This window comes from Vibrio limimangrovi (assembly GCF_054064025.1).
Genome location: NZ_JBSUGF010000006.1, coordinates 212,851 through 234,347, shown reverse-complemented (window position 1 = coordinate 234,347; position 21,497 = coordinate 212,851). Strand labels below are relative to the sequence as shown.

General features: G+C 44.3%; 16 protein-coding genes. 13 read left to right on the top strand and 3 right to left on the bottom strand.

Going from position 1 to position 21,497, the window contains the following annotated elements; translation table 11 throughout:
• Positions 1-40 precede the first annotated feature (40 nt).
• The 10 genes from ACWYU8_RS06970 (at position 41) to choV (ending at position 11,178) form a co-directional block, all read left to right on the top strand.
• Positions 41-817 (top strand): enoyl-CoA hydratase, encoded by a 777-nt coding sequence (locus tag ACWYU8_RS06970; protein WP_020333788.1) that lies wholly within the window; start codon positions 41-43, stop codon positions 815-817.
• Positions 818-844: 27 nt separating this feature from the next.
• Entirely contained in the window at positions 845-1,975 is a 1,131-nt protein-coding gene (locus tag ACWYU8_RS06965) for an enoyl-CoA hydratase/isomerase family protein (protein WP_041170471.1), read from the top strand.
• Positions 1,976-2,021: 46 nt separating this feature from the next.
• Positions 2,022-2,918 (top strand): 3-hydroxyisobutyrate dehydrogenase, encoded by an 897-nt coding sequence (mmsB, locus tag ACWYU8_RS06960; protein ID WP_457518324.1) that lies wholly within the window; start codon positions 2,022-2,024, stop codon positions 2,916-2,918.
• 9 nt (positions 2,919-2,927) lie between these two features.
• Complete coding sequence (locus ACWYU8_RS06955) at positions 2,928-3,686, top strand: SDR family oxidoreductase (RefSeq protein WP_457518322.1); 759 nt, start codon at positions 2,928-2,930, stop codon at positions 3,684-3,686.
• A 624-nt stretch (positions 3,687-4,310) separates the two neighbouring features.
• Positions 4,311-4,910, top strand: a complete 600-nt coding sequence (betI, locus tag ACWYU8_RS06950; RefSeq protein WP_014233980.1) for a transcriptional regulator BetI — start codon at positions 4,311-4,313, stop codon at positions 4,908-4,910.
• Between the two features lie 18 nt (positions 4,911-4,928).
• Entirely contained in the window at positions 4,929-6,389 is a 1,461-nt protein-coding gene (gene betB / locus ACWYU8_RS06945; RefSeq protein ID WP_020333793.1) for a betaine-aldehyde dehydrogenase, read from the top strand.
• A gap of 19 nt (positions 6,390-6,408) precedes the next feature.
• Positions 6,409-8,109 carry a choline dehydrogenase gene (gene betA, locus ACWYU8_RS06940; RefSeq protein WP_457518320.1) on the top strand — a complete coding sequence of 567 codons (1,701 nt, stop codon included), beginning with the start codon at positions 6,409-6,411 and terminating at the stop codon, positions 8,107-8,109.
• A gap of 45 nt (positions 8,110-8,154) precedes the next feature.
• The gene (locus tag ACWYU8_RS06935) at positions 8,155-9,093 is read left to right on the top strand and encodes a choline ABC transporter substrate-binding protein (protein ID WP_457518319.1); all 939 of its coding nucleotides are present in this window, start codon (positions 8,155-8,157) and stop codon (positions 9,091-9,093) included.
• A gap of 55 nt (positions 9,094-9,148) precedes the next feature.
• A complete protein-coding gene (gene choW / locus ACWYU8_RS06930) occupies positions 9,149-9,991 on the top strand; it encodes a choline ABC transporter permease subunit (protein ID WP_457518317.1) in 843 nt (280 codons plus the stop codon).
• 2 nt (positions 9,992-9,993) lie between these two features.
• Positions 9,994-11,178, top strand: a complete 1,185-nt coding sequence (gene choV, locus ACWYU8_RS06925; protein ID WP_457518315.1) for a choline ABC transporter ATP-binding protein — start codon at positions 9,994-9,996, stop codon at positions 11,176-11,178.
• 81 nt (positions 11,179-11,259) lie between these two features.
• Here the strand turns inward: choV and ACWYU8_RS06920 are convergent, their stop codons facing one another.
• The 3 genes from ACWYU8_RS06920 to ACWYU8_RS06910 form a co-directional block, all read right to left on the bottom strand.
• On the bottom strand, positions 11,260-12,048 hold the full coding sequence (locus ACWYU8_RS06920; protein ID WP_457518314.1) for a slipin family protein: 789 nt from the start codon (positions 12,046-12,048) through the stop codon (positions 11,260-11,262).
• A gap of 9 nt (positions 12,049-12,057) precedes the next feature.
• Positions 12,058-13,437, bottom strand: a complete 1,380-nt coding sequence (locus ACWYU8_RS06915; RefSeq protein WP_457518312.1) for an NfeD family protein — start codon at positions 13,435-13,437, stop codon at positions 12,058-12,060.
• Positions 13,438-13,604: 167 nt separating this feature from the next.
• A complete protein-coding gene (locus tag ACWYU8_RS06910) occupies positions 13,605-16,331 on the bottom strand; it encodes a bifunctional diguanylate cyclase/phosphodiesterase (protein WP_457518311.1) in 2,727 nt (908 codons plus the stop codon).
• Positions 16,332-16,833: 502 nt separating this feature from the next.
• Between ACWYU8_RS06910 and ACWYU8_RS06905 the strand changes: the two genes are divergently transcribed.
• From ACWYU8_RS06905 to ACWYU8_RS06895, 3 genes are all read left to right on the top strand, one after another.
• Entirely contained in the window at positions 16,834-17,301 is a 468-nt protein-coding gene (locus ACWYU8_RS06905; protein WP_457518309.1) for an OsmC family protein, read from the top strand.
• 379 nt (positions 17,302-17,680) lie between these two features.
• Positions 17,681-20,239 (top strand): glycoside hydrolase family 3 C-terminal domain-containing protein, encoded by a 2,559-nt coding sequence (locus ACWYU8_RS06900; RefSeq protein ID WP_457518307.1) that lies wholly within the window; start codon positions 17,681-17,683, stop codon positions 20,237-20,239.
• A gap of 248 nt (positions 20,240-20,487) precedes the next feature.
• Positions 20,488-21,495 carry a helix-turn-helix domain-containing protein gene (locus tag ACWYU8_RS06895; RefSeq protein ID WP_457518305.1) on the top strand — a complete coding sequence of 336 codons (1,008 nt, stop codon included), beginning with the start codon at positions 20,488-20,490 and terminating at the stop codon, positions 21,493-21,495.
• The last annotated feature ends 2 nt before the right edge of the window (positions 21,496-21,497 follow it).

The following is a 21,497-nucleotide window of genomic DNA, read 5'->3' as shown; positions in this document are numbered from 1 at the left end:
GTAGAGCCTTACCTTAAAGAACAAAATGGATTGAAAGATTATGACAGCACAAATCAAATTAGAGCGTGAAAATCACATTGCCAAGCTAACCATCAGCAATCCACCTGCGAATACGTGGACGCTTGAGTCTTTGAATCAACTTAAAGAGTTGGCAATTGAGCTCAGCAACGATCGCTCTATCTACGCTTTGGTACTAACGGGTGAAGGGGAGAAGTTCTTTTCTGCTGGTGCGGACCTTAATAATTTCGCCTCGGGTGACAAATCGCAAGCGGCGGATATGGCGTTTGCATTTGGTGAAGCGTTTGAAGCCTTGTCAGCGTTTGATGGGGTGTCTATCGCGGCGATCAATGGCTATGCAATGGGCGGTGGTTTGGAAGTTGCGATGGCTTGCGACATTCGTATCGCTGAAGAGCAAGTACAAATGGCGTTACCAGAAGCGTCGGTTGGCTTATTGCCTTGTGCCGGAGGAACGCAAAATCTCACTGCGTTAGTCGGTGAAGGTTGGGCGAAGCGCATGATCCTATGTGGTGAACGTGTGACAGCCGAGCGAGCAGAGAAAATTGGTTTGGTTGAAGAAGTCGTTGAAAAAGGACAAGCGTTGGAAACCGCAATGGAACTGGCACAGCGTGTCGCGGGTCAATCGCCTAAGTCTGTATCTGCTTGCAAAACACTCATTCAAAATCGACGTAGCCAGACACATGCGGCAGGGCTGGTTTTGGAACGTGAATTGTTCTTACAGCTTTTCAATACGCAAGATCAGACAGAGGGTGTGAACGCTTTCTTGCAAAAGCGTAAGCCAAACTGGACCAATAGCTAAGGAGTCACCATGGCGAGCAACGTAGAGATGACCAGCAAAGTAAACGTGTCAAAGCTAGAGTGTGCCGATGGTTCTGTCATTGGTGTACTGGAGTTAGATAATCCAGCGGCGCTCAACGCACTGAGTTATGTAATGATTGAGCAGCTATACAATCAGCTGCTTGAGTGGCAAATCGATGACAACATCGTTGCGGTGTGTTTGCATGCGAAGGGTGAAAAAGCATTCTGTGCAGGTGGTGATATTCAAGCCATTTACCGCGCGTTAGAAAACAAAGAGCAAGATTTTAACTCTGCACTTTCCGCGATGAAGACGTTCTTCGATCTTGAATATCGCTGCGATCACCTGATTCATACCTATTCAAAGCCGATTATCGCTTGGGGACATGGCTACCTGATGGGTGGTGGGGTCGGTCTGTTTATGGGCGCAAGTCATCGCGTGGCGGAGACCAACACTCGCTTTGCGATGCCAGAAATCAAAATTGGTCTTTATCCGGATGTGGGCGCGACCTACTTTTTGAATCAGTTACCAAAACACTACGCGCTGTTTCTTGGTTTAACTGCCTGTCAGATTAATGCGACCGATATGAAAGCATTAGGGTTGAGCCAATGGATTACCCAGCCTGAAAGCAAAGGGGATTTCTTCTCTCAACTGTCTGATATCAATTGGAAAAGTGAGGCAGACATTAACGAGAAGATTGCGACACTACTTCGTACTTTAGAAGTCGACGAACCGGGCGAGGGATTGATGTTACCTCATGCTAACTTGATAGAGCAGCTTTGTCGTGGCGATTTACCAACGATAGCTGACGCGATAGCCAACGCTGATGTGGATGATAAATGGTTCGTGAACGCGCAGAAAGCACTCAGTTATGGCAGTCCTCTTTCACTCAATCTTACTTACCAACAATTGACTCAGTATCAGGGGCTGTCTTTAGATGCTTGTTTTGATATGGAGTTTAATCTCACATTGCGTTGTGGCTTAGAAGGTGACTTTAGAGAAGGGGTTCGTGCACTCATCATCGATAAAACCAATCAGCCAACGTGGATGCACAAGAGTGTTGTCGATGTGACACCACAAGAGTTGCAACGCTTTTTTGCACCCATTGATTCAGTGGATTACCCACTCAAAGACACGCAATTGGCGACAGCTGAACTTTAGTTGAACGGAATAGTTAAACGGATTAGCGACAAGGAAGAGACAGAACATGGATAAAATAGCATTTATTGGTCTTGGCAATATGGGCGCACCTATGGCTAAGAACCTGGTTAAAGCCGGTTTGAAGGTTGAAGTTTTTGATTTGAATCCGAACGCTGTGGCGGAACTTACCGCACTTGGCGCTTCGAGTGCAGATTCTGTTCAGCAAGTCGTTCAAGGTGCGGGCATTGTCGTCACTATGTTACCTGCTAGTCAGCATGTAAAAAGTGTCTATCTTGGTCAGGATGGCATTTTAGAAAGCGTTGAGTCTGGAACATTGCTGATTGATTCATCCACCATTGATCCGGCGACCGCACGTATGGTTGGCGAAAAGGCACAACAGTTAGGCATCAGCTTTGTCGATGCACCGGTTTCGGGAGGTGTGGCAGCCGCAGCCGCAGGGACACTGACATTTATTGTTGGTGGCTCACAAGAGAACTTTGTTCAGGCTAAAGCGTTGCTTTGCCATATGGGAAAAAACATCTTCCATGCGGGTGACGCTGGTGCTGGTCAGGTGGCGAAAATCTGCAATAACATGATGCTGGGTATTCTTATGAGCGGTACTTGTGAGGCACTTAACCTCGGTATCGAGAACGGTCTCGATCCTAAAGTGCTGTCTGACATTATGCTGCAAAGCTCAGGTCGAAACTGGGCGTTAGAGCTTTACAACCCGTGTCCTGGCGTGATGGAGAATGCGCCGGCGAGTAATGGCTATCAAGGTGGTTTTATGAGTCTGCTTATGGCGAAAGACCTCGGCCTTGCTATGGAAGCGGCAGTTGCCAGTCAAACTTCAACGCCAATGGGTAGCGTGGCACGCAATTTATTTAATTTTCATAACGGTCAGGGCAACGGGCAAAAAGATTTCTCTAGCTTGTTTGAGTTCTACCAAAAGCAAAACCAAGCCTAAGGAGCGCTTATGGAGTTAGCAAATAAGGTTGTTGCGATTACAGGTGCTGGGCAGGGGCTTGGCAAACAGATGGCATTATCGCTGGCAGAAAGCGGAGTGAATCTCGCGTTAATCGATCTCAATTTGGAACAATTGAGGGATACACAGGCAGAGTGTGAATCTCTGGGCGTTAATGCCCGAGTTTATGTGACGAACGTGACAAACGAACAACAGGTTTGTGCTGCCTTTGAGCAAATTGAAGCGGACTTTAAGCAGCTCAATGGCGTGATTAACAACGCTGGCATCATGCGTGATGGTATGTTCATTAAAGTGAAAGACGGTCAGATCACGCCAATGTCTCTGGAGCAGTTCCAGTCGGTTATGAATGTTAATGTTACAGGCACCTTCCTATGTGGGCGAGAAGCCAGCAAAGTCATGCTCAATACTGACAGTAAAGGCGTACTTATCAATATATCGAGCGTCGCGCGTGCCGGTAATATTGGTCAAACCAACTACTCTGCCTCCAAAGCAGCAGTGGCGACAATGGCGACGGTGTGGGCGAAGGAATTAGGACGATTTGGTATTCGCTCTGTTGCGATCGCGCCGGGCGTAATCAAAACGGCGATGACGGATCAGATTAAACCGGAAGCAATGGATAGGCTAATCAAGATGATTCCTGTCGGCCGCTTGGGACTTGCTGATGAAATCTCCGCGACCGTGAAATATGTATTAACTAACGAGTTCGTGACCGGAAGGGTATTAGAAGTTGATGGCGGTATGCGAATGTAACCTCACTCACAAGGCTAACAATGTTCGTTGTATTGTTAGCCAATATCAAATTTCCTCATTGATGGCAGTTGTATAAAACCAGATTGAGCCTCTCTATCTGTTTTACGTTACATGCCAATTTATCTTTCCCGTTTCTCTTTACCTCTTTTTAAGTGTGTTTTCTAAAACTGTGTGCGGATCACACTTTTGAATCGCCGTTATTGGGTATGTAAAATCCTATTTCATAGCGACCAATAATTGTGCAAATGAAAATTATAATGTTATGAGACTGTTACCACATGGCGTGGGCAATGTTTGTGCAAACAGAACAGTATCGGTGTAATCATTAGTGTACGATGTAAATTTTTTGTGTTGATAAATTTGAAAATTAATCTACCCGAAAATTAAAAAACACAAAGATAATAATTTTATGTCTATAATATATTGAAAAATAAAGATTAATTTTCTTTAGTTAAGCTGTGTATCGCCTTTTAATGAGTCATTTTCAACACGTCATCTCTGTGTCTCAAAGCGCAAATTTCCAACATTCTTCGGATGAATCTACAAAAAATAGTTTGAGATCGAACTAAAATTCAGGCATTTTATATTTAACTAACCGTTCAATTAAAAATGAAAGGGGATGAAATGCCGAAGGTGGGAATGCCTGAAATCAGGAAGCCACAGCTGGTGAAAGCGACAATGTCAGTGATTGATAGGGTGGGCTTACATGCAGCGAGTATCTCGTTGATCAGCAAAGAAGCTGGCGTATCAACGGGTATCATCAATCATTACTTTGGTGGTAAGCACGGGTTATTGGAAGAAACGATGCGCGAGATCCTTCGCCAGCTTTCATTCACGATCACGAAAAAGCTTCGTGAGCTGCCGGCTGACGCTCATCATCAACGTATCAATGCCATTATTGACGGTAACTTTGTCGGCTTTCAGGCTGAAAATAAAGTGGCCAAGACATGGCTAGCCTTCTGGTCTTATTCGATGCATGACGAACAGCTAAAGCGTCTGCAACGTGTAAACGAACGACGTCTTTTGTCCCATCTAAGAAGAGAATTAAAAGCACTATTAAGTGCAGAGCAAGCGGAATTGGTTGCTCACGGGATTGCGTCACTCATTGATGGAATATGGCTACGCGGAACGCTCAACCCGCAAGGCATCGATGCAGAAAAAGCAAGAGTCATCATCAACGACTATCTCGAAAAGCAGCTAACGTACTACTCACAAAAAATTTAAAAGTCACAGGTCTTCAAAATGGAAATGAAAACACATTACATCGACGGTGCAATGTACACCGGAAGCTCTGAAGAGCATTTCACCACATACAATCCGGCTAATGGTGAGCCGTTAGCCAATGTTAAACAAGCAAATCAGCATGATATGGAAGCGGCGGTTGAGTCTGCAAAACGCGGCTTTGAAGTATGGTCTGCAATGACGGCAATCGAACGTAGCCGTATTCTTAACAAAGCCGTTGCGATTCTACGCGAACGCAATGACGAATTAGCCGCACTAGAAGTAGCGGATACAGGTAAGCCAATCCAAGAAGCAAACGCTGTTGATATTACGACAGGTGCTGATGTACTGGAATACTATGCGGGCTTAGCGCCTAGCTTACAGGGCGAACAACAACCGCTAAACGAAAACCAATTTTTCTACACACGCCGTGAACCTTTAGGCATTTGTGCGGGTATCGGTGCTTGGAACTACCCAATTCAAATCGCAATGTGGAAATCCGCACCGGCGCTTGCTGCTGGTAACGCAATGATTTTCAAACCATCGGAAGAAACGCCGCTAACAGCACTTAAACTGGCTGAAATTTACTCAGAAGCGGGCATGCCTGACGGTGTATTTAATGTTGTGCAGGGTGATTACCGTGTTGGCCAAATGCTAACGGCGCATCCGGATATTGCAAAAGTCTCGTTCACTGGCGAGTGCGGTACAGGCAAAGTCGTTATGGGTGACAGCGCGAAAACACTTAAGCAAGTCACTATGGAACTGGGTGGTAAGTCACCACTGATCGTATTCGAAGATGCAAAACTGAACGATGCAGTATCGGCTGCCATGGTTGCAAACTTTTACACTCAAGGTGAAGTATGCACCAACGGTACCCGCGTATTTGTTCATGAATCCATTTACGACGAATTCGTGGCGCAGCTTAAAACTCGTACTGAACTGCTGGTTGTCGGTGATCCCCTTGATGAAAACACGCAAATTGGCGCTCTAATTTCAAAAGAGCACGAAGGCAAAGTGTTGTCTGCAATTGAAGAAGCGAAAGCAAGCGGCGCGACTTTGCTGACTGGTGGTTACAAAGTTACGGAAAATGGCCTTGCTAACGGTAACTTCGTCGCTCCGACGGTATTTATCGACTGTGACGATAGCATGAGTCACGTACAGCAAGAGATCTTTGGTCCTGTTATGTCTGTGCTTAAGTTCAGTGATGAAGCTGAGGTTATCGAGCGTGCGAACGATACGGAGTATGGTCTGGCAGCGGGTGTCTTCACGCAGAACCTCTCTCGTGCACATCGCGTTATTCATAAGATTCAGGCGGGTATCTGCTGGGTTAATGCCTGGGGTGATTCTCCGGCAGAAATGCCAGTGGGCGGTTACAAGCAATCAGGTATTGGCCGCGAAAACGGCGTCGAAACACTGAAGCACTACACGCAAACTAAGAGTGTACTGGTTCAACTGAGCGACTTCGAAAGCCCTTACGCTTAAACCTTCCAGGAGAATCAAAATGCAACAACGCTACGATTATATTATCGTCGGTGCGGGTTCGGCCGGCTGTGTTTTAGCGGATCGCTTGAGTGAAAGTGGTCAGCACTCTGTTTTATTGCTAGAAGCGGGCGGCACAGATAAGAGTATTTTTATCCAAATGCCGACAGCGCTCTCTTACCCGATGAACACCGAAAAATACGCTTGGCAATTCGAGACCGTGAAAGAAGACGGCCTTGATGGACGCCAACTGCACTGTCCTCGCGGGAAAGTTCTTGGCGGTAGCTCATCTATTAACGGTATGGTTTACGTACGTGGTCATGCTTGCGACTTCGACCAGTGGGAAGAAGAGGGTGCGAAAGGCTGGAACTATCAGGCGTGTTTACCTTACTTCCGTAAAGCGGAATCTTGGGTTGGTGGCGCGGACGAGTACCGTGGCGATAATGGCCCTGTTGGTACCTGCAACGGTAATGACATGAAGCTTAACCCGCTATACGAAGCGTTTATCGAAGCTGGTAAAGATGCCGGTTACCCAGAGACTGGCGATTACAACGGTTACCAGCAAGAAGGCTTTGGCCCGATGCATATGACGGTTGATAAAGGCGTACGTGCTTCAACCTCTAATGCGTACTTAAGCCGCACTAAAAAGCGTAAAAACTTCACGTTAATGAAGCGAGTCACCGTCCACCGCGTTTTACTAGAAGGCAAGAAAGCGGTCGGCGTTGAATTCGAGCAATCAGGTTCTGTTAAGCAGTGTTTTGCAAACAGTGAAGTGATTTCTAGTGCGGGTTCAATTGGTTCGGTACAGCTGCTGCAACTTTCCGGTATTGGTCCTAAAGATGTGCTGGAAAAAGCAGGTATCGAGGTAAAACATGCATTGGAAGGCGTGGGTAAAAACCTGCAAGACCATCTGGAAGTGTACTTCCAGTATCATTGTAAACAGCCAATCACACTGAATGGTAAGTTAGGGCTGGTTAGCAAAGGGTTAATTGGTACTGAGTGGATTCTAACCCGTAAAGGCCTCGGGGCGACGAACCATTTTGAATCGTGCGCGTTTATTCGTTCGCGTGAAGGATTGAAGTGGCCGAATATTCAATACCACTTCTTACCAGCTGCGATGCGTTATGACGGTCAGGCGGCATTCGACGGGCATGGTTTCCAGGTTCACGTTGGACCTAATAAGCCAGAAAGTCGTGGTTCAGTCGAGGTGGTGTCTTCGAATCCAAATGACAAACCTAAGATCGAATTCAACTACATATCAACCGAACAAGACAAGCAGGACTGGCGTGATTGTATTCGTCTGACACGTGAAATTTTAAATCAACCAGCGATGGATGAGTTCCGTGGCGAAGAGATCCAGCCAGGGCTTAATATCACCACTGACGAGCAAATCGACGAGTGGGTAAAGCAAAACGTTGAGAGTGCTTACCATCCATCGTGTAGCTGCAAAATGGGTGCGGACGATGACCCGTTAGCCGTTCTGAATGAGCAGTGTCAGGTACGTGGCATCCAAGGATTACGTGTTGTGGATTCATCTATTTTCCCAACCATTCCAAACGGTAACTTGAATGCGCCAACCATCATGGTTGCCGAACGCGCTGCGGATATGATCTTGGGCCACGCGCTGGAAAAATCACCTAACACGCCTGTTTGGATTGCTCCTAACTGGCAAGATCAGCAACGAACGAATCGACCGAAAAGAGATTTAAATTCAATATCATAATGCAAACAACTATAAAAAGTCAGTAATCATTACAAGGAACTAAACATGTCTAAGATCACAAAATTATTTTCATCTATCGCGTTGAGTACCTTAGCTACCGGTGCTTACGCAAACCAGTGTGAAACCGTTCGATTTGCTGATGTTGGCTGGAGCGATATTACCGCAACAACTGCTGTAACTTCAGAATTACTCAAAGGATTAGGGTACAAAACCAAAACAGATATGCTGTCTGTTCCAGTAACCTACTCGTCCATGGCGAATGGTGACATTGATATTTTCCTGGGTAACTGGATGCCAACGATGGAAGGCGATATCGCTAAATACCGTGAAGCTGGCACTGTCGAATCAGTGAAAGCGAACCTTGTGGGGGCCAAATACACGTTAGCCGTACCAAAATACGTTTACGATGCTGGTGTAAAGAGCTTTGCGGATATCGTAAAACATGCCGACAAATTTAACGGCCGTATTTACGGTATCGAACCGGGAAACGATGGCAACCGTATCATTCAATCCATGATTGATGGTAATGCATTTGGGCTAAAAGATTTTAGCTTGGTTGAATCGAGTGAGGCTGGCATGGTGTCACAAGTGTCACGCGCAGTGCGTCGTAACCAGTGGATTGTGTACCTGGGTTGGGCTCCGCACCCGATGAACAACAACGTTGAAATGGAATACCTTTCTGGCGGCGATGAGTTCTTTGGTCCAAATTACGGTGGTGCAAACGTCTACACAAACGTACGAAAGGACTACCTTTCTGAATGCCCGAATGTCGGTCAGTTGGTTAAGAACCTAGCGTTCAACTTAGAAATGGAAAACGAGTTAATGGACGCAATTCTCAACCAAAAACAAGACCCTTCTAAAGCGGCACAAGCCTGGTTAAACGCAAATCAAAATACAATTAAAGCCTGGCTGAAAGATGTGAAAACTGTTGATGGCCAAGATGCACAAACTGCGATTTCGACTTACTTAAAAACTAACGCTTAACTCGGTCCTTCCATTCGGGCTGGGAAGCCCTCTTCATTAACACAAGGGGTTTATCGTGAGTATTATTGTGGACAACAAACTACCATTAGGGATGTGGATGGAAACCGCTGTTGACTGGTTAACGGTTAACGCATCTGGTTTCTTTGATACGATTTCTTTTACACTTGAAACCATAATTATGTTTGTGGTGGATATATTTAAATGGATGCCACCAGCGGCACCGATCATTATTACGGCAGCGCTCGCGTGGTTCCTTCATCGTAGTATTCCGCTTGTCGTATTCATCGTTCTGGCGTTATTGGCGATTCTGAACCTTGGATATTGGCAGGAGATGCTGGAAACTTTTGTGCTTGTATTCGCGGCGACAACGATTTCAGTATTAATTGGTGTGCCTTTAGGCATTATGGCGGCACATCGTCCTTGGCTATATACAATACTGAGACCGATTCTGGACTTGATGCAAACCGTACCAACGTTTGTCTATCTGATTCCGACACTGGTACTGTTTGGTTTAGGTATTGTCCCAGGCCTTATCTCAACTATTATTTTCGCCATCGCAGCGCCGATTCGCTTAACTTATCTGGGGATTATCAAAGTACCGGAAGAACTGCTGGAAGCGGGCAAAGCATTTGGCGCGAGCCGCATGAAATTACTGTTTAAGGTGGAGTTACCAGCTGCACTTCCAAGCATCATGGCAGGCGTAACACAATGCATTATGTTGTCACTTTCTATGGTGGTAATTTCGGCGTTAGTAGGGGCGGACGGTTTAGGTAAACCTGTTGTACGTGCGCTGAACACCGTGAACATTTCTCAAGGTTTTGAAGCTGGCTTAGCGATTGTTTTAGTCGCTATTATCCTTGATCGCTTATGTAAAGCACCAAATCAGAAGGAAGCATAATCATGGACGCAATTACTATTGAGAACCTTGATGTGGTTTTTGGTCAGAAACAAGATCAAGCACTGGCATTGCTGGACAAAGGTAAATCACGACAAGAGATTATTGACGAAATTGGTCAGGTCGTTGGTGTAAATAATGTCTCTTTGAAGGTAAAAAGAGGCGAAATTTGTGTCCTAATGGGCCTGTCAGGCTCTGGTAAATCAAGCTTGCTTCGTACGGTAAATGGGCTAAACGACATTTCCCGAGGCTCACTAAAAATCAAAGACGGTGACGATATGGTGGATCTGGCGAACTGTGATGAACAGACGTTACGCCACTTACGGACACACCGCGTTTCGATGGTGTTTCAGAAGTTCGCTTTAATGCCATGGTTGACGGTATTGGATAACGTTGCATTTGGCCTGGAAATGAAAGGTATCGGTAAAGCAGAGCGCCGGGATAAAGCGTGCAAACAGCTAGAGATGGTCGGCTTATCTGAATGGGCGAACAAATTTCCCCATGAGCTTTCTGGCGGTATGCAACAGCGAGTAGGTTTAGCCCGCGCGTTTGCGATGGACACTGATATTCTGTTAATGGATGAGCCATTTTCAGCGCTTGATCCATTGATTCGAGCTCAGCTTCAAGATGAACTGATTGTTTTGCAAGAGAAGCTGAATAAGACGATTTTATTCGTGAGTCATGATTTGGATGAAGCGCTTAAAATTGGCAATAATATCGCAATCATGGAATCGGGTAAGCTAATCCAGCATGGTAAACCAGAGCAAATCGTTCTGACGCCAGAGAATGACTATGTGGCGGACTTTGTCGCACACACTAACCCTCTAAATGTACTTAAAGGTCGATCTCTGATGCAATCTAGTGACGCTTTGGTACGTGTAGATGAGCGTGTTCTTATCTGTTCTGATAGAGAGATTTGGGTAACACAAGAGGCAAAAGGGTTAAGATTGATCGATACCAATAAGTTGTTGGTTCTTTGGGACAGCGAATCATCAAATCTTGATGACATAAACGAAAACACGTTGGTCCAGGTTAGCCCGGATATTACCATGCGTGAAGCTATTGAGCTTAAACAGCGAAGTCATCAGCCGCTTCTGATGGTTGAAAATAACCAGTTAGTCGGTGTGTTGAGTGATAACGAGTTATACGATGCGCTACTTGGCAACTTCCGTTCTAAAAAGGTGGCTTGAGTTAAACGAGGTTAGTATCGGAAAGAGCCGCTTGAAATGCGGCTCTTTTATTGAGCTGAACTTATTACGTTCTATCAGTGTTTAAGATGATTGATCTTTCTCTTCTTTATCTTTGTTTACCGCCTTCGCAATATCTTGCACCGCCTCGACTAAGTTGATTGGCATTGGGAAAATAATCGTCGATGTTTTATCCGTCGTGATTTCAGTCAGTGTCTGCATGTAACGTAATTGCAAGGCATTTGGGGCTTCATTGAGCATCTGTGCCGCTTCTTTTAACTTGCTAGACGCTTCTAATTCACCCGTTGCATGAATCACTTTGGCTCGACGGTTACGCTCTGCTTCTGCCTGACGAGCAAGCGCGCGTACCATGCTTTCATTCAGGTCGACGTGTTTCACTTCAACCGTGGATATTTTAATTCCCCAGTCATCGGTTTGTTGATCGAGAATGGATTGTAGATCCTTATTTAGTCGCTCGCGCTCAGATAAAAGCTCATCCAACTCATGCTGACCTAATACCGAACGCAGGGTGGTTTGCGCTAACTGACTGGTTGCTTCGCTGTAGCTCTCGATGTTGTTGATGGCCATTTGCGGGTCAACCACACGAAAATACACCACCGCATTCACCTGTACAGAAACGTTATCTTTGGTAATAAGGTCTTGCGTCGGTACGTCTAGTACTATGGTTCGCAAATCTACGCGCACCATTTGTTGGATGAAGGGGATCAAAATGATCAGCCCCGGGCCTTTTACTTCTTGAAATCGACCCAAAAAGTACACAACGCCTCTTTCATACTCTCGCAGAACTTTGAACACTTGTGTCGCTAGTGCGAACAATAGCACCAGGACGACAGAAACAGTGTAGAGCATCATATTCGCCTCCTATTCGTCAGGGCGGTCACTGGGTTTCACCGTTAAGGTTAGCCCTTTAATATTGACAACGGTAACTTGGTCACCATCTTTGAGCCTTTGGCTTACTTCTGATTTGGCTGTCCATAATGCTCCATCCATTTGCACTCGACCTTCACCATCAACAAAATCGTCACATACGATGGCGTGCTTACCGGGATAGGTTTCCAGTCCCGTGGTTACACGCCGATGGCGAATTTTTAGTAACATGCCTATGGTCAACAAAATCAATACAACTGAAAAAATGGAAAGACCAAAAATTAAAGGTAATGCGACTTGAAAGCCGGGTAGGTCGCTGTCCATGAGAAATATCGATCCAAGAACAAATGCGACCACGCCGCCTAAACCCAAAACACCGAAACTAGGACTAAACGCCTCGGCGATCATCAATGCAATACCCAATAACAACAGCCCTAAACCCGCGTAATTGACAGGCATCATCTGCAAGGCATACATGGCGAGTAACAAGCAGATTCCACCTAATACCCCGGGTAAGCCCACGCCAGGGTTATAGAACTCTAAAAGCAATCCATAGATACCAATCAGAATAAGAATGTAAGCGACGTTAGGGTTGGTGATCACAGCTAACATCTCTGCACGCCAGTCAGGCACTCGTTCGACCCAAACTGGATTCTCTAGTGACAAAGTCACATTTTGGTTGTTGATTTTGACGGTTTTGCCATTAATTATCTGAACCAGTTCTTCGGGGGAATTAGCAATATAGTCAATGACATTAAGCTTCAACGCTTCTTGTGCGTCTAGACTGGCCGCTTCGCTGACGGCTGTTTCTGCCCATTCTGCGTTTCTGTCATGCAGTTTAGCTAAGCCTTTTATGTAGGCTTTCGCGTCATTGATGACTTTTTTCTCCATCGCTGTTTTTGCCGGTACTTTTTCAGAGCTTTTATCGGAGTCTTGCTGTGTATCTTTGGCTTCGCTGTCTTGTTCGTCGCCAGAGGAAGGTGATCCCGGAGCACCGCCACCTAATGCAACAGGGGTTGCTGCGCCAAGGTTAGTCGCCTCTGCCATTGCAGCGATGTGACTGGCTAACAAAATATACGTACCAGCACTAGCTGCTCTGGAACCCGATGGGCCAACCCAGGTAGCGACAGGAGTGGGAGAGGTTGTAATTGCATGGATGATGTCCCTCATTGAACTATCGAGACCGCCCGGGGTGTCCATCTTTAAAATGACTAAACTGACACCTTCAAGCTGAGCTTGTTCAATTTCTCTGGAGAGGTAGTCGCTTATGGCGGGGCCGATGGGGCCATTGACGGGTACAATCCATATCGTATTTGCCAATGCCTGACTGGCAAACATGATCAGCGGTAATAGCCATATACGTATTCGTTTCATACAGTCCTCCTCGTAAAATGACAGGACTTATTGAAAAGCTTGTTTAAAGTATATACGCAAGTAACCGCGGCATGTGCTCCTTGGTGAGATTAGTAGTACTAACGACTGAATGAGCGACAGAGTTATTAAAGCAGGCAGTCAACGCATCTTTACCTGCTTAATGGTAACTATCTGACCTGATGAGCTGAGAATTTGTCTAGTACTTCATCCATAGGCATCGGTCTGTAGAAATAGAACCCTTGTAAGTGATTGATGTTCCATGTTTTTAACTTCTGAACCTGACTTGCCGTTTCTACTCCTTCAGCAACAATAGTCAACCCTAGCTCTTGGGACATCCCTACAATGTTACGAACAAGGGTTTTCGCACGATCATTGTATTCAATTTCATCGACATAGGACTTATCTAATTTGACAATATCCAGCGGGAAGTTACAGATGCTGCTGAATGAAGAATAGCCGGTGCCAAAGTCGTCCAAAGCGAGTTGAACGCCCAGACTCTTAATCTCGTTGATGCAGTTAATGGAGTCCGCTTCTCCACCCATTAGTATACTTTCGGTGATTTCAAGAACGATGCTCTCGGCAGAGACTTGATACTCCTTAATTAACATCGTGAGATAAGAGATGAGTCTTGAGTGATAAAAATGACGGGCGCTCAGGTTAATGTGGACCGACAGCTGCGGTAATCCTTTTGTATGGCGAATGGAATTGAGTGGGCCAATTAATGCGCAAGATTGTTTGAGGATGGATTCCCCAAGCTCAATAATCAGTTTTCCTTGTTCAGCCATTGGTATGAATACATCAGGTGGAATCATGCCAAGGTCAGGATGTTTCCAGCGAGCAAGTGACTCAAAGCCAATCACTTCTTCTGTTTTCGCGTCAACGATGGGTTGGAAGTAAGGAATGATGTTGTCTTGATGTATTGCTGCTTCTAAGTCTCGATTAATTACCTTCAAAGTTTCTGCTTGTTCAGACTGTGCTTCACCAGTAACGAATACCTCACGGATCTGGCGCCCGCTCAGTGATTGCGCTGAATGACGGGCGGCCATTAAAAGATGTTCGGCTGGCTGATGGGTGATTTTAGGATCCATCATCACGGCTTTGCTGTTGAGAGATACGGTAATGTCAGAAAATACAGTCTTATAGGAAAGTTGATTTAACAAATGGTTGGTGGAATCAATCACATCAAGATGGTGTGTGCCATCAGGAATTAATATGACAAATTCATATTCACTGATACGGCCAATTTTATATTGCCCCAACGCATCACGCAGCAGCTTAGAAATGTGTACTACGGCTTCGTCGAATACATGGTGCCCGTATACTTCAGCAATTTGTTTGAGTTGCTTACTTTTTAGGAAAATGAACGAAAACCGGTTGGGTTGTGTTTTGACTAACTTATCAAGCGCTTCTACGATGGCTGGGCGATTACAGAACCCAGATATTGGGTCGAAATCGGTTAAATGTTGGATCATCTCCGCTTGTTGTTTGGTTTCCCGAATGTCCTGAATTAACAGCATGATCGCACGTTGTCCATGGTGCTGAATGAACGCGGCTTCAATGAGGCAGTCAATCGTATAGCCTTGACCATCGAGAAGTTGCGCTTCAAACAGTGTTCTGCCATTTTGTAACTCAATCAGCATCTCTTCGAGTCGTGATTCGCTGGCGTCATGGAAACACAGGGAATATAGCGGGCGATTAATCAACTCCGACTTTTGGTGATTGAGTATTTCTAAAACCCGCGGGTTAGCATCTACGATTTCTTGCTCGATAACAAAAAGCATGCCCAGCGAAGAGCTATGATATAACGCGCTAAAGTTATGCATTGAATCCTTTAACTGCGATTGCGTCATGGATGTATTGTCAGAAAGTTTGCGTACCAATTTAGATGCGAGTTCAAGCTCATCAGCACTAATCGACTGAACCCCTTCAAGCTTATATTCAGACGCGATTTTGTGCATATCGTCTGCGAAGTTATTAAATCGTGTCGCCACTTTGTTCTTGAAAATGACAAACGTTGCTGCTGCGATTATTGATGCCACAATACCGACAGTTACGAACAGATAGAGAAACAGAGTATTACTTTTGGAGTAGTACTCACGTTTCATTTCCGTCTCTACCCAGGCAATAGGGGAGCCTCCCAGATCGTTGAGTGGGGCAGATTTGGTAATAGTAACTGACGATTTGTGAATTTCGCGCGTCTGAACGTATTCTGGCTGTTGAGCTAATAGGGGAGTTAATGAATTTTGTGCAGATAATATCGAAGCAAAATCGCCTGGAAAGCGCTTTGTCAAATTCCTGCCCCACAATAACCAGCCATTGGACGAGCTATTGCCTTCACTGTTTTTTACCGGTGTTAAACTTAGCCCCCAGATGGTTTGATCGATTTTTAATAGCCCGGATAGATGGGTTCGAAGAGCATCCGGTTTTTGGTTCATCGACGAGATATATTGTTGAATCTGAGGGTGATGTACCATATTAGCTGTTAGTGCAGAGGACTTTTCGGCTGAATCTTCTCGAGTCAGGGAGAGCAACTCTTGGCCTGCAAGAGTGACAAATGACATCATGTCCAGATTCAACGAATTGAGAGTTTCTACATAGAGGTTTCGCTCGGTATAACCTGCAATGTCGGGGTTGGCTAGGAAAAGGTCGTAAGTTTCATCCCAATATGACCAGTCATAAGAGTTTGTTGTCTGTTGGGATACCATCAAATCAACCACCGCAAGTGCTTGCTGGTTCGCATGGTCAATTTCCATGTTCTCTAATTGATCGATGCTATACAGGAAAAAGTAGCGACTTATAAACAAACAACTTAGTACCATTCCAAGCAAACCAAATGAGAAGTACAAGGCCGTTTTATAGCGTAGGTTGAAGTTAGATAAACGAAACGTTTGCATTAAAAATTGGTTATGGGTATAAGTTTTGTGAAATTGTATGACATCCAATACTATATTTTTTTGATGCAAGTTCAAGTTGTTAAGATTGAATAGGCGAAATATTTATAGAATGTTGTTGCATAAATCCGAAAAATTGCCGATAGCATAGATATTCAAACAAAAAGTCTCCTGACAACGTGGTTTGTCCGTATTGCTTCAAATGTTTGGAAACGAAAAAAAGATAGCTTATGTTCTTCTGAGTTTCTAATTAGCGAAGGGGGGAAGTAAACTGTCCAAAAAAACACAGGAACTGACGATGTTTATTCTCTATCGCTTAGCCAAACTGGCTATCATTTGTTTAATATTTTTCACCATCTATGATCTGATTGCCTACGGTGAGATAACTTGGTTCGATCGTCTAATGGGTTATTTTAATTAGATATTTTTTCATTGATCGTCTCATAGAGTGTCGATGTATTTTTCACTTAAATCTACGAGTAGCAAGACAGCCAGGAAGTTTGACATGAGTATGCACACCGCATTAATTAAGTGGCAGCGCCAAATAAACGAAGTTTTCAGCGATAACCAGTACAGTCGCGCGCATACGTGGGAATTTGATGGCGGGGTTCTGGTTCCTGCTTCACCGTCGCCGCATGTCGTGCCACTGCCGCTATCTATGGAAGAAAATGTAGACCCAGAGGAAGCATTTGTCGCGGCGCTTTCCAGTTGTCATATGTTGGTCTTCTTATCGATAGCGGCAAAACGCCGTTACGTCATTGATAGCTATATTGATGAAGCGGAAGGCGAGTTAACACAAGGAGATAATGGCAAAGAGTGGGTATCACGTGTCGTACTGAATCCTAAAATTGTGTTTATTGGTGAAAAACAGCCAACGTATGAACAGCTAGAAAAGATGCACCATATGGCGCATGAAAATTGTTTTATTGCGAACTCAGTGAAAACGGAAGTGGTTACCAACATTCAGATTTAAAACAAATGATGTTGTTGTGTCGTCGCGCAAACAGCTACTTGTTGATTTAATGTACCCATTGGTGTTAACGCCGCCCCCTCAACTACTGCCTGCTCTCATAAGCGTCGAGAACCTGAAGAATAGTATCGAGTTCACACTTTTTACTCCTACTCCGAAAGGCAAAAACTGCGCACCGAATGTCAAAGTATGTCGCCCAAAAACTCAATAGTATTTGATTAAACCCAAGGCAACGACAAGATGCTTGGTTATGAGTGAACGACTTTGAATAAATTGTCTCTATCTCTGCATCATTTCCCCCCAAATTGGTGTACGTGATAACGCTCCGAATTTGCATCTTGAAGTTGCTTGGGTATGACGTGAATACAAAGGAGCAAACGGGATGTTAAATACCAAATTAAGTATTGTATCAGTGATGGTTGCAGCCACACTCCTTGCGGGTTGTAATGACAGCGATACAGACAGAGTAACGGATACCAGTAATGATGCTCTTGAAGCTCAGGCTCAAGAGATCGTGTCTAAATTGACGTCAGATGAAAAACTACACATGGTCATTGGCCCTGGTTTTTTCTCTACGCCAATAAACCTAAACCCAGAAGTAGCAGTATCTGGTACCGTTGGTTACATTAACGGCGTTAAAAATGATGAAACAGGCGTAGATATTCCGGCAACTAAGTTGATGGATGGCCCTGCAGGTATTCGTATTACAGCAACAGTGGATGGCGATCCTAATACTTATTATGCGACCAACTTTCCGTCAGCGACTGTACTTGCTTCAACCTGGAACGCTGACTTAGTTGAAAGCGTAGGAGATGCTGCTGGTGAAGAAGGTAAAGAATACGGTGTAGATATCTGGTTAGCTCCGGGTATGAACATTCAACGTCACCCTCTAGCTGGTCGAAACTTCGAATACTTCTCAGAAGATCCTTTAATCAGTGGTGTGATGGGTGCGGCTATTGTTAATGGTGCACAAAGCCATGGTATTGGTACCACTATCAAACACTATGTCGCGAATAACTCTGAGACGAATCGCCGCACATCAAACACTGTCATTACACCACGTGCGTTGCGCGAAATTTATATGCGTGGCTTCAAATATACCATTCAGCATGCACAACCGTGGGCTGTAATGTCATCGTACAACTCAGTTAACGGTGAGAACGTTGGTGAGCGTTACGACATTATGAGCACGATTGCTCGTAATGAGTGGGGCTTTGAAGGTCTAACGATGAGTGACTGGTGGTCTGGTTGGGATCCTGTTGCGATGCTAGAAGCGGGTGTTGATGTTATCGAACCAGGCGGCCAATGGCGTTTCGGTGGTAGTGATGATTGGTTCCCATACATCGAAGCGGCTTACGCGAACGGCGAACTTACTGATGAAGTACTAGACAGAAATATTGTCAGAACGTTAAAACAGGTTCTGAAAACACCAAGTGCTCTTGGTTATAACTTCTCCAGAACACCTGATTTGGCTGCTCATGCGGAAGTTGCTCTACAGGCCGCTGAAGAAGGCATTGTAATGCTAAAAAATGCTGCAGCATTACCACTAGCAACAACTTCTAACATTGCTGCATTTGGTATTGGTCAGTACGGCACACTTCCAGTCGGTGGCGGTAGTGGTTCGGTTGAATCAGAGCATATCGTGAGCTTTAACGAAGGTCTAAAAACGAAATATACGCTTAATTCTGACCTGGATGCTCAGTACCTGGCCGCGTACAGATCTTCATCTCTAGAAGGCTCGATGGAGGTGCATGACGAAGACTTTAACGCAGAGAAATACTGTGAAGGTGGCGCACAAGCCGGTGAAACAAACCCTGCGGGTTCTTTTGCTGTGTGTCGTGAGCTGAACATTGACACTGCGTCAATTACAGCAGCTGCTGACAGCAGTGATGTTGCGGTTATTACCATCACTCGTACTACTGCGGAAGGTTCCGATAACCCAGAGCGCGTAGATGAGCTTGAAAATCCAATGTCTCAAGGTTACTACCTGAATGCTGTTGAACGCTCACTGATTACTCGCGTATCAAGTGCGTTCCACGCTCTGGATAAGAAAGTTGTCGTTATCCTGAACGTAGGTAACTCGATTGATACTGCAGAATGGCGCGATGAAGTTGACGGTATTTTAGTCACTTACTTACCGGGTCAGGCCGCTGGTACAGCAGTAGCAAATATCATCTCGGGTGAAGTGAACCCAAGTGGTAAGCTGGCTCAAACCTTCCCAATGGGTCTGGATACAGTGTCAAGTTACTCTGAAGACGGTGGTTCATTCCCTGGTAAGTTTGAAGACAACCAGATCAACGCTGGACCTAACGATGTACCTGAGCTGAATTACAATCTTGATATGGTGCTTGCAACCGCTGACGGTGACCCGCGTGACTTTAACCAGTATTACAGCGATGACATCTATGTAGGTTACCGCTACCACTCAACATTCGATGTTGACGTTGCGTACCCGTTTGGTTTTGGTTTGTCATACACCACATTTGACTTTGCGAATTCAGCACTGGTTTCAAATACGCTTAATTCTGAAGGTGCGAATGGTAGCGTAACGATTACTACGACGGTTCGTAATACTGGTGGCTACGCAGGTAAAGAAGTCGCACAGGTTTATGTCTCTGCACCAGATGGTAAATTGGCGAAGCCTGCTATCGAACTGAAAGCATTTGATAAAACTGATGAAATTGCGGTGGGTGGATCACAAGAACTAACATTCAATATTTCAGCTGAAACTTTAGCGAGCTTTAACGAAGCCAGTAACCAATGGATTATTGAACCAGGTAGCTATGTTGCCCACGTAAGTAATTCATCAGACCTTACTAGTGGCCAGTCTGTTTCGTTCACTATTGACAATGAAATTGTCGTCAGTGAAACAACTCCGGGTACTCTTGCGCTGCAACCTGAGTACGCTGGTGAGTTAGAAGCGAGATTGCTAACCAAGTAAATATTAATTCATAGTTGATTGTGTCACACAAGAGGTGGACTTCGGTTCACCTCTTTTTTTGCTTTGTGGCACATAAAATTAGAGAAACAGAGCGTTGTTTGCGAGAGAGTGTTGAGGCAGGATCACAAACTTGTCAAAAAATTCTGACCATCATCATAGTTTTTATTAATTTGTGACGATTATCGGATACAAAATCATTATTATCAGTAATTATTTTACGGGTCAAAAATAATTGGGTTGGCACTGTTATGGGATATTCTGTTTCTAGTCTATTAATTAACCGAAAAGTGAACTTGTTGTCTTCTATTGGCATTGATGTGGATCCTATTATTTCCGAATGTAATATTAACAAGTTAAATTTAACGAATCCTAACGGCAGAATTCCTTATCAACAGAGCAAAAAATTTATTATTAAAACGTCAGAATACAATCGTTATATTTATAAAGAATATTCATCTGTTTCAGGTTTGTATGATGTTTTTCCTCAGTTGTTTAATTTGTGCCTAAATGAATCAAATGCAGTTAATGCTATTGATAGCTTTCTAAAATACAGATTTATTATTGGCGATAGTGACCATTGTCATATGAAAATTGGCGATGACTCAATTTGTATTGAGTACAGTAATACCGATCCTACTGCACCGATGAATGGTTCCGTGGGGCACTTTCTACTTATTCGTGACATCATGAGCAAGTACGTAGATGATATTGAATTTGACATAATGTTCGATAGTTCAATAAAACTAGGTAAAAATTTTACGAACGATCAATTTGAATCAAAGTGTATTTTTGGCCAGAACAAAAATCAAATGATTATAAAATCATCTTCTTTGTTAGAAAAAAATAATACGTTCAATGAATTTTTATATGGGCTGCAGAAAAATAATGTAGAGCAACTCCGAAAGACAATTCAAACTACTCACAATTTTTCATCTATTGTTAAGGAAATTATTAAAAATCTAGTTGAAGAAAAGTACTTTATTAACGACTTATCACTTCTAGACGAAGTTTGTCATAAAATTGGTGTGAGCAGATGGACGCTTAATAGAAAATTAAATGCAGAAAAAACATCTTTTAGTGAGTTAGAAAAAGACATTAAAATGGAGAAAGCTTGCTCATTATTGGGGAGTACAAATAAATCGATAAGTGAAATCAGTGAGTTATGTGGCTTTTCATCACAGTCTAATTTTACAAAGTTTATGCGGAAAAACCACGATATGTCTCCGGTTCAATACAGAAAAGCTTATGCAAGCTAACA

Coding starts and splice junctions, on each gene's coding strand:
- ACWYU8_RS06970 (WP_020333788.1), top strand. CDS start 41: ATGACAGCACAAATCAAATTAGAGCGTGAAAATCACATTGCCAAGCTA.
- ACWYU8_RS06920 (WP_457518314.1), bottom strand. CDS start 12,048: ATGATGCTCTACACTGTTTCTGTCGTCCTGGTGCTATTGTTCGCACTA.
- betA (WP_457518320.1), top strand. CDS start 6,409: ATGCAACAACGCTACGATTATATTATCGTCGGTGCGGGTTCGGCCGGC.
- ACWYU8_RS06900 (WP_457518307.1), top strand. CDS start 17,681: ATGTTAAATACCAAATTAAGTATTGTATCAGTGATGGTTGCAGCCACA.
- betI (WP_014233980.1), top strand. CDS start 4,311: ATGCCGAAGGTGGGAATGCCTGAAATCAGGAAGCCACAGCTGGTGAAA.
- choV (WP_457518315.1), top strand. CDS start 9,994: ATGGACGCAATTACTATTGAGAACCTTGATGTGGTTTTTGGTCAGAAA.
- ACWYU8_RS06910 (WP_457518311.1), bottom strand. CDS start 16,331: ATGCAAACGTTTCGTTTATCTAACTTCAACCTACGCTATAAAACGGCC.
- ACWYU8_RS06915 (WP_457518312.1), bottom strand. CDS start 13,437: ATGAAACGAATACGTATATGGCTATTACCGCTGATCATGTTTGCCAGT.
- betB (WP_020333793.1), top strand. CDS start 4,929: ATGGAAATGAAAACACATTACATCGACGGTGCAATGTACACCGGAAGC.
- ACWYU8_RS06965 (WP_041170471.1), top strand. CDS start 845: ATGACCAGCAAAGTAAACGTGTCAAAGCTAGAGTGTGCCGATGGTTCT.
- ACWYU8_RS06895 (WP_457518305.1), top strand. CDS start 20,488: ATGGGATATTCTGTTTCTAGTCTATTAATTAACCGAAAAGTGAACTTG.
- ACWYU8_RS06955 (WP_457518322.1), top strand. CDS start 2,928: ATGGAGTTAGCAAATAAGGTTGTTGCGATTACAGGTGCTGGGCAGGGG.
- ACWYU8_RS06935 (WP_457518319.1), top strand. CDS start 8,155: ATGTCTAAGATCACAAAATTATTTTCATCTATCGCGTTGAGTACCTTA.
- ACWYU8_RS06905 (WP_457518309.1), top strand. CDS start 16,834: ATGAGTATGCACACCGCATTAATTAAGTGGCAGCGCCAAATAAACGAA.
- mmsB (WP_457518324.1), top strand. CDS start 2,022: ATGGATAAAATAGCATTTATTGGTCTTGGCAATATGGGCGCACCTATG.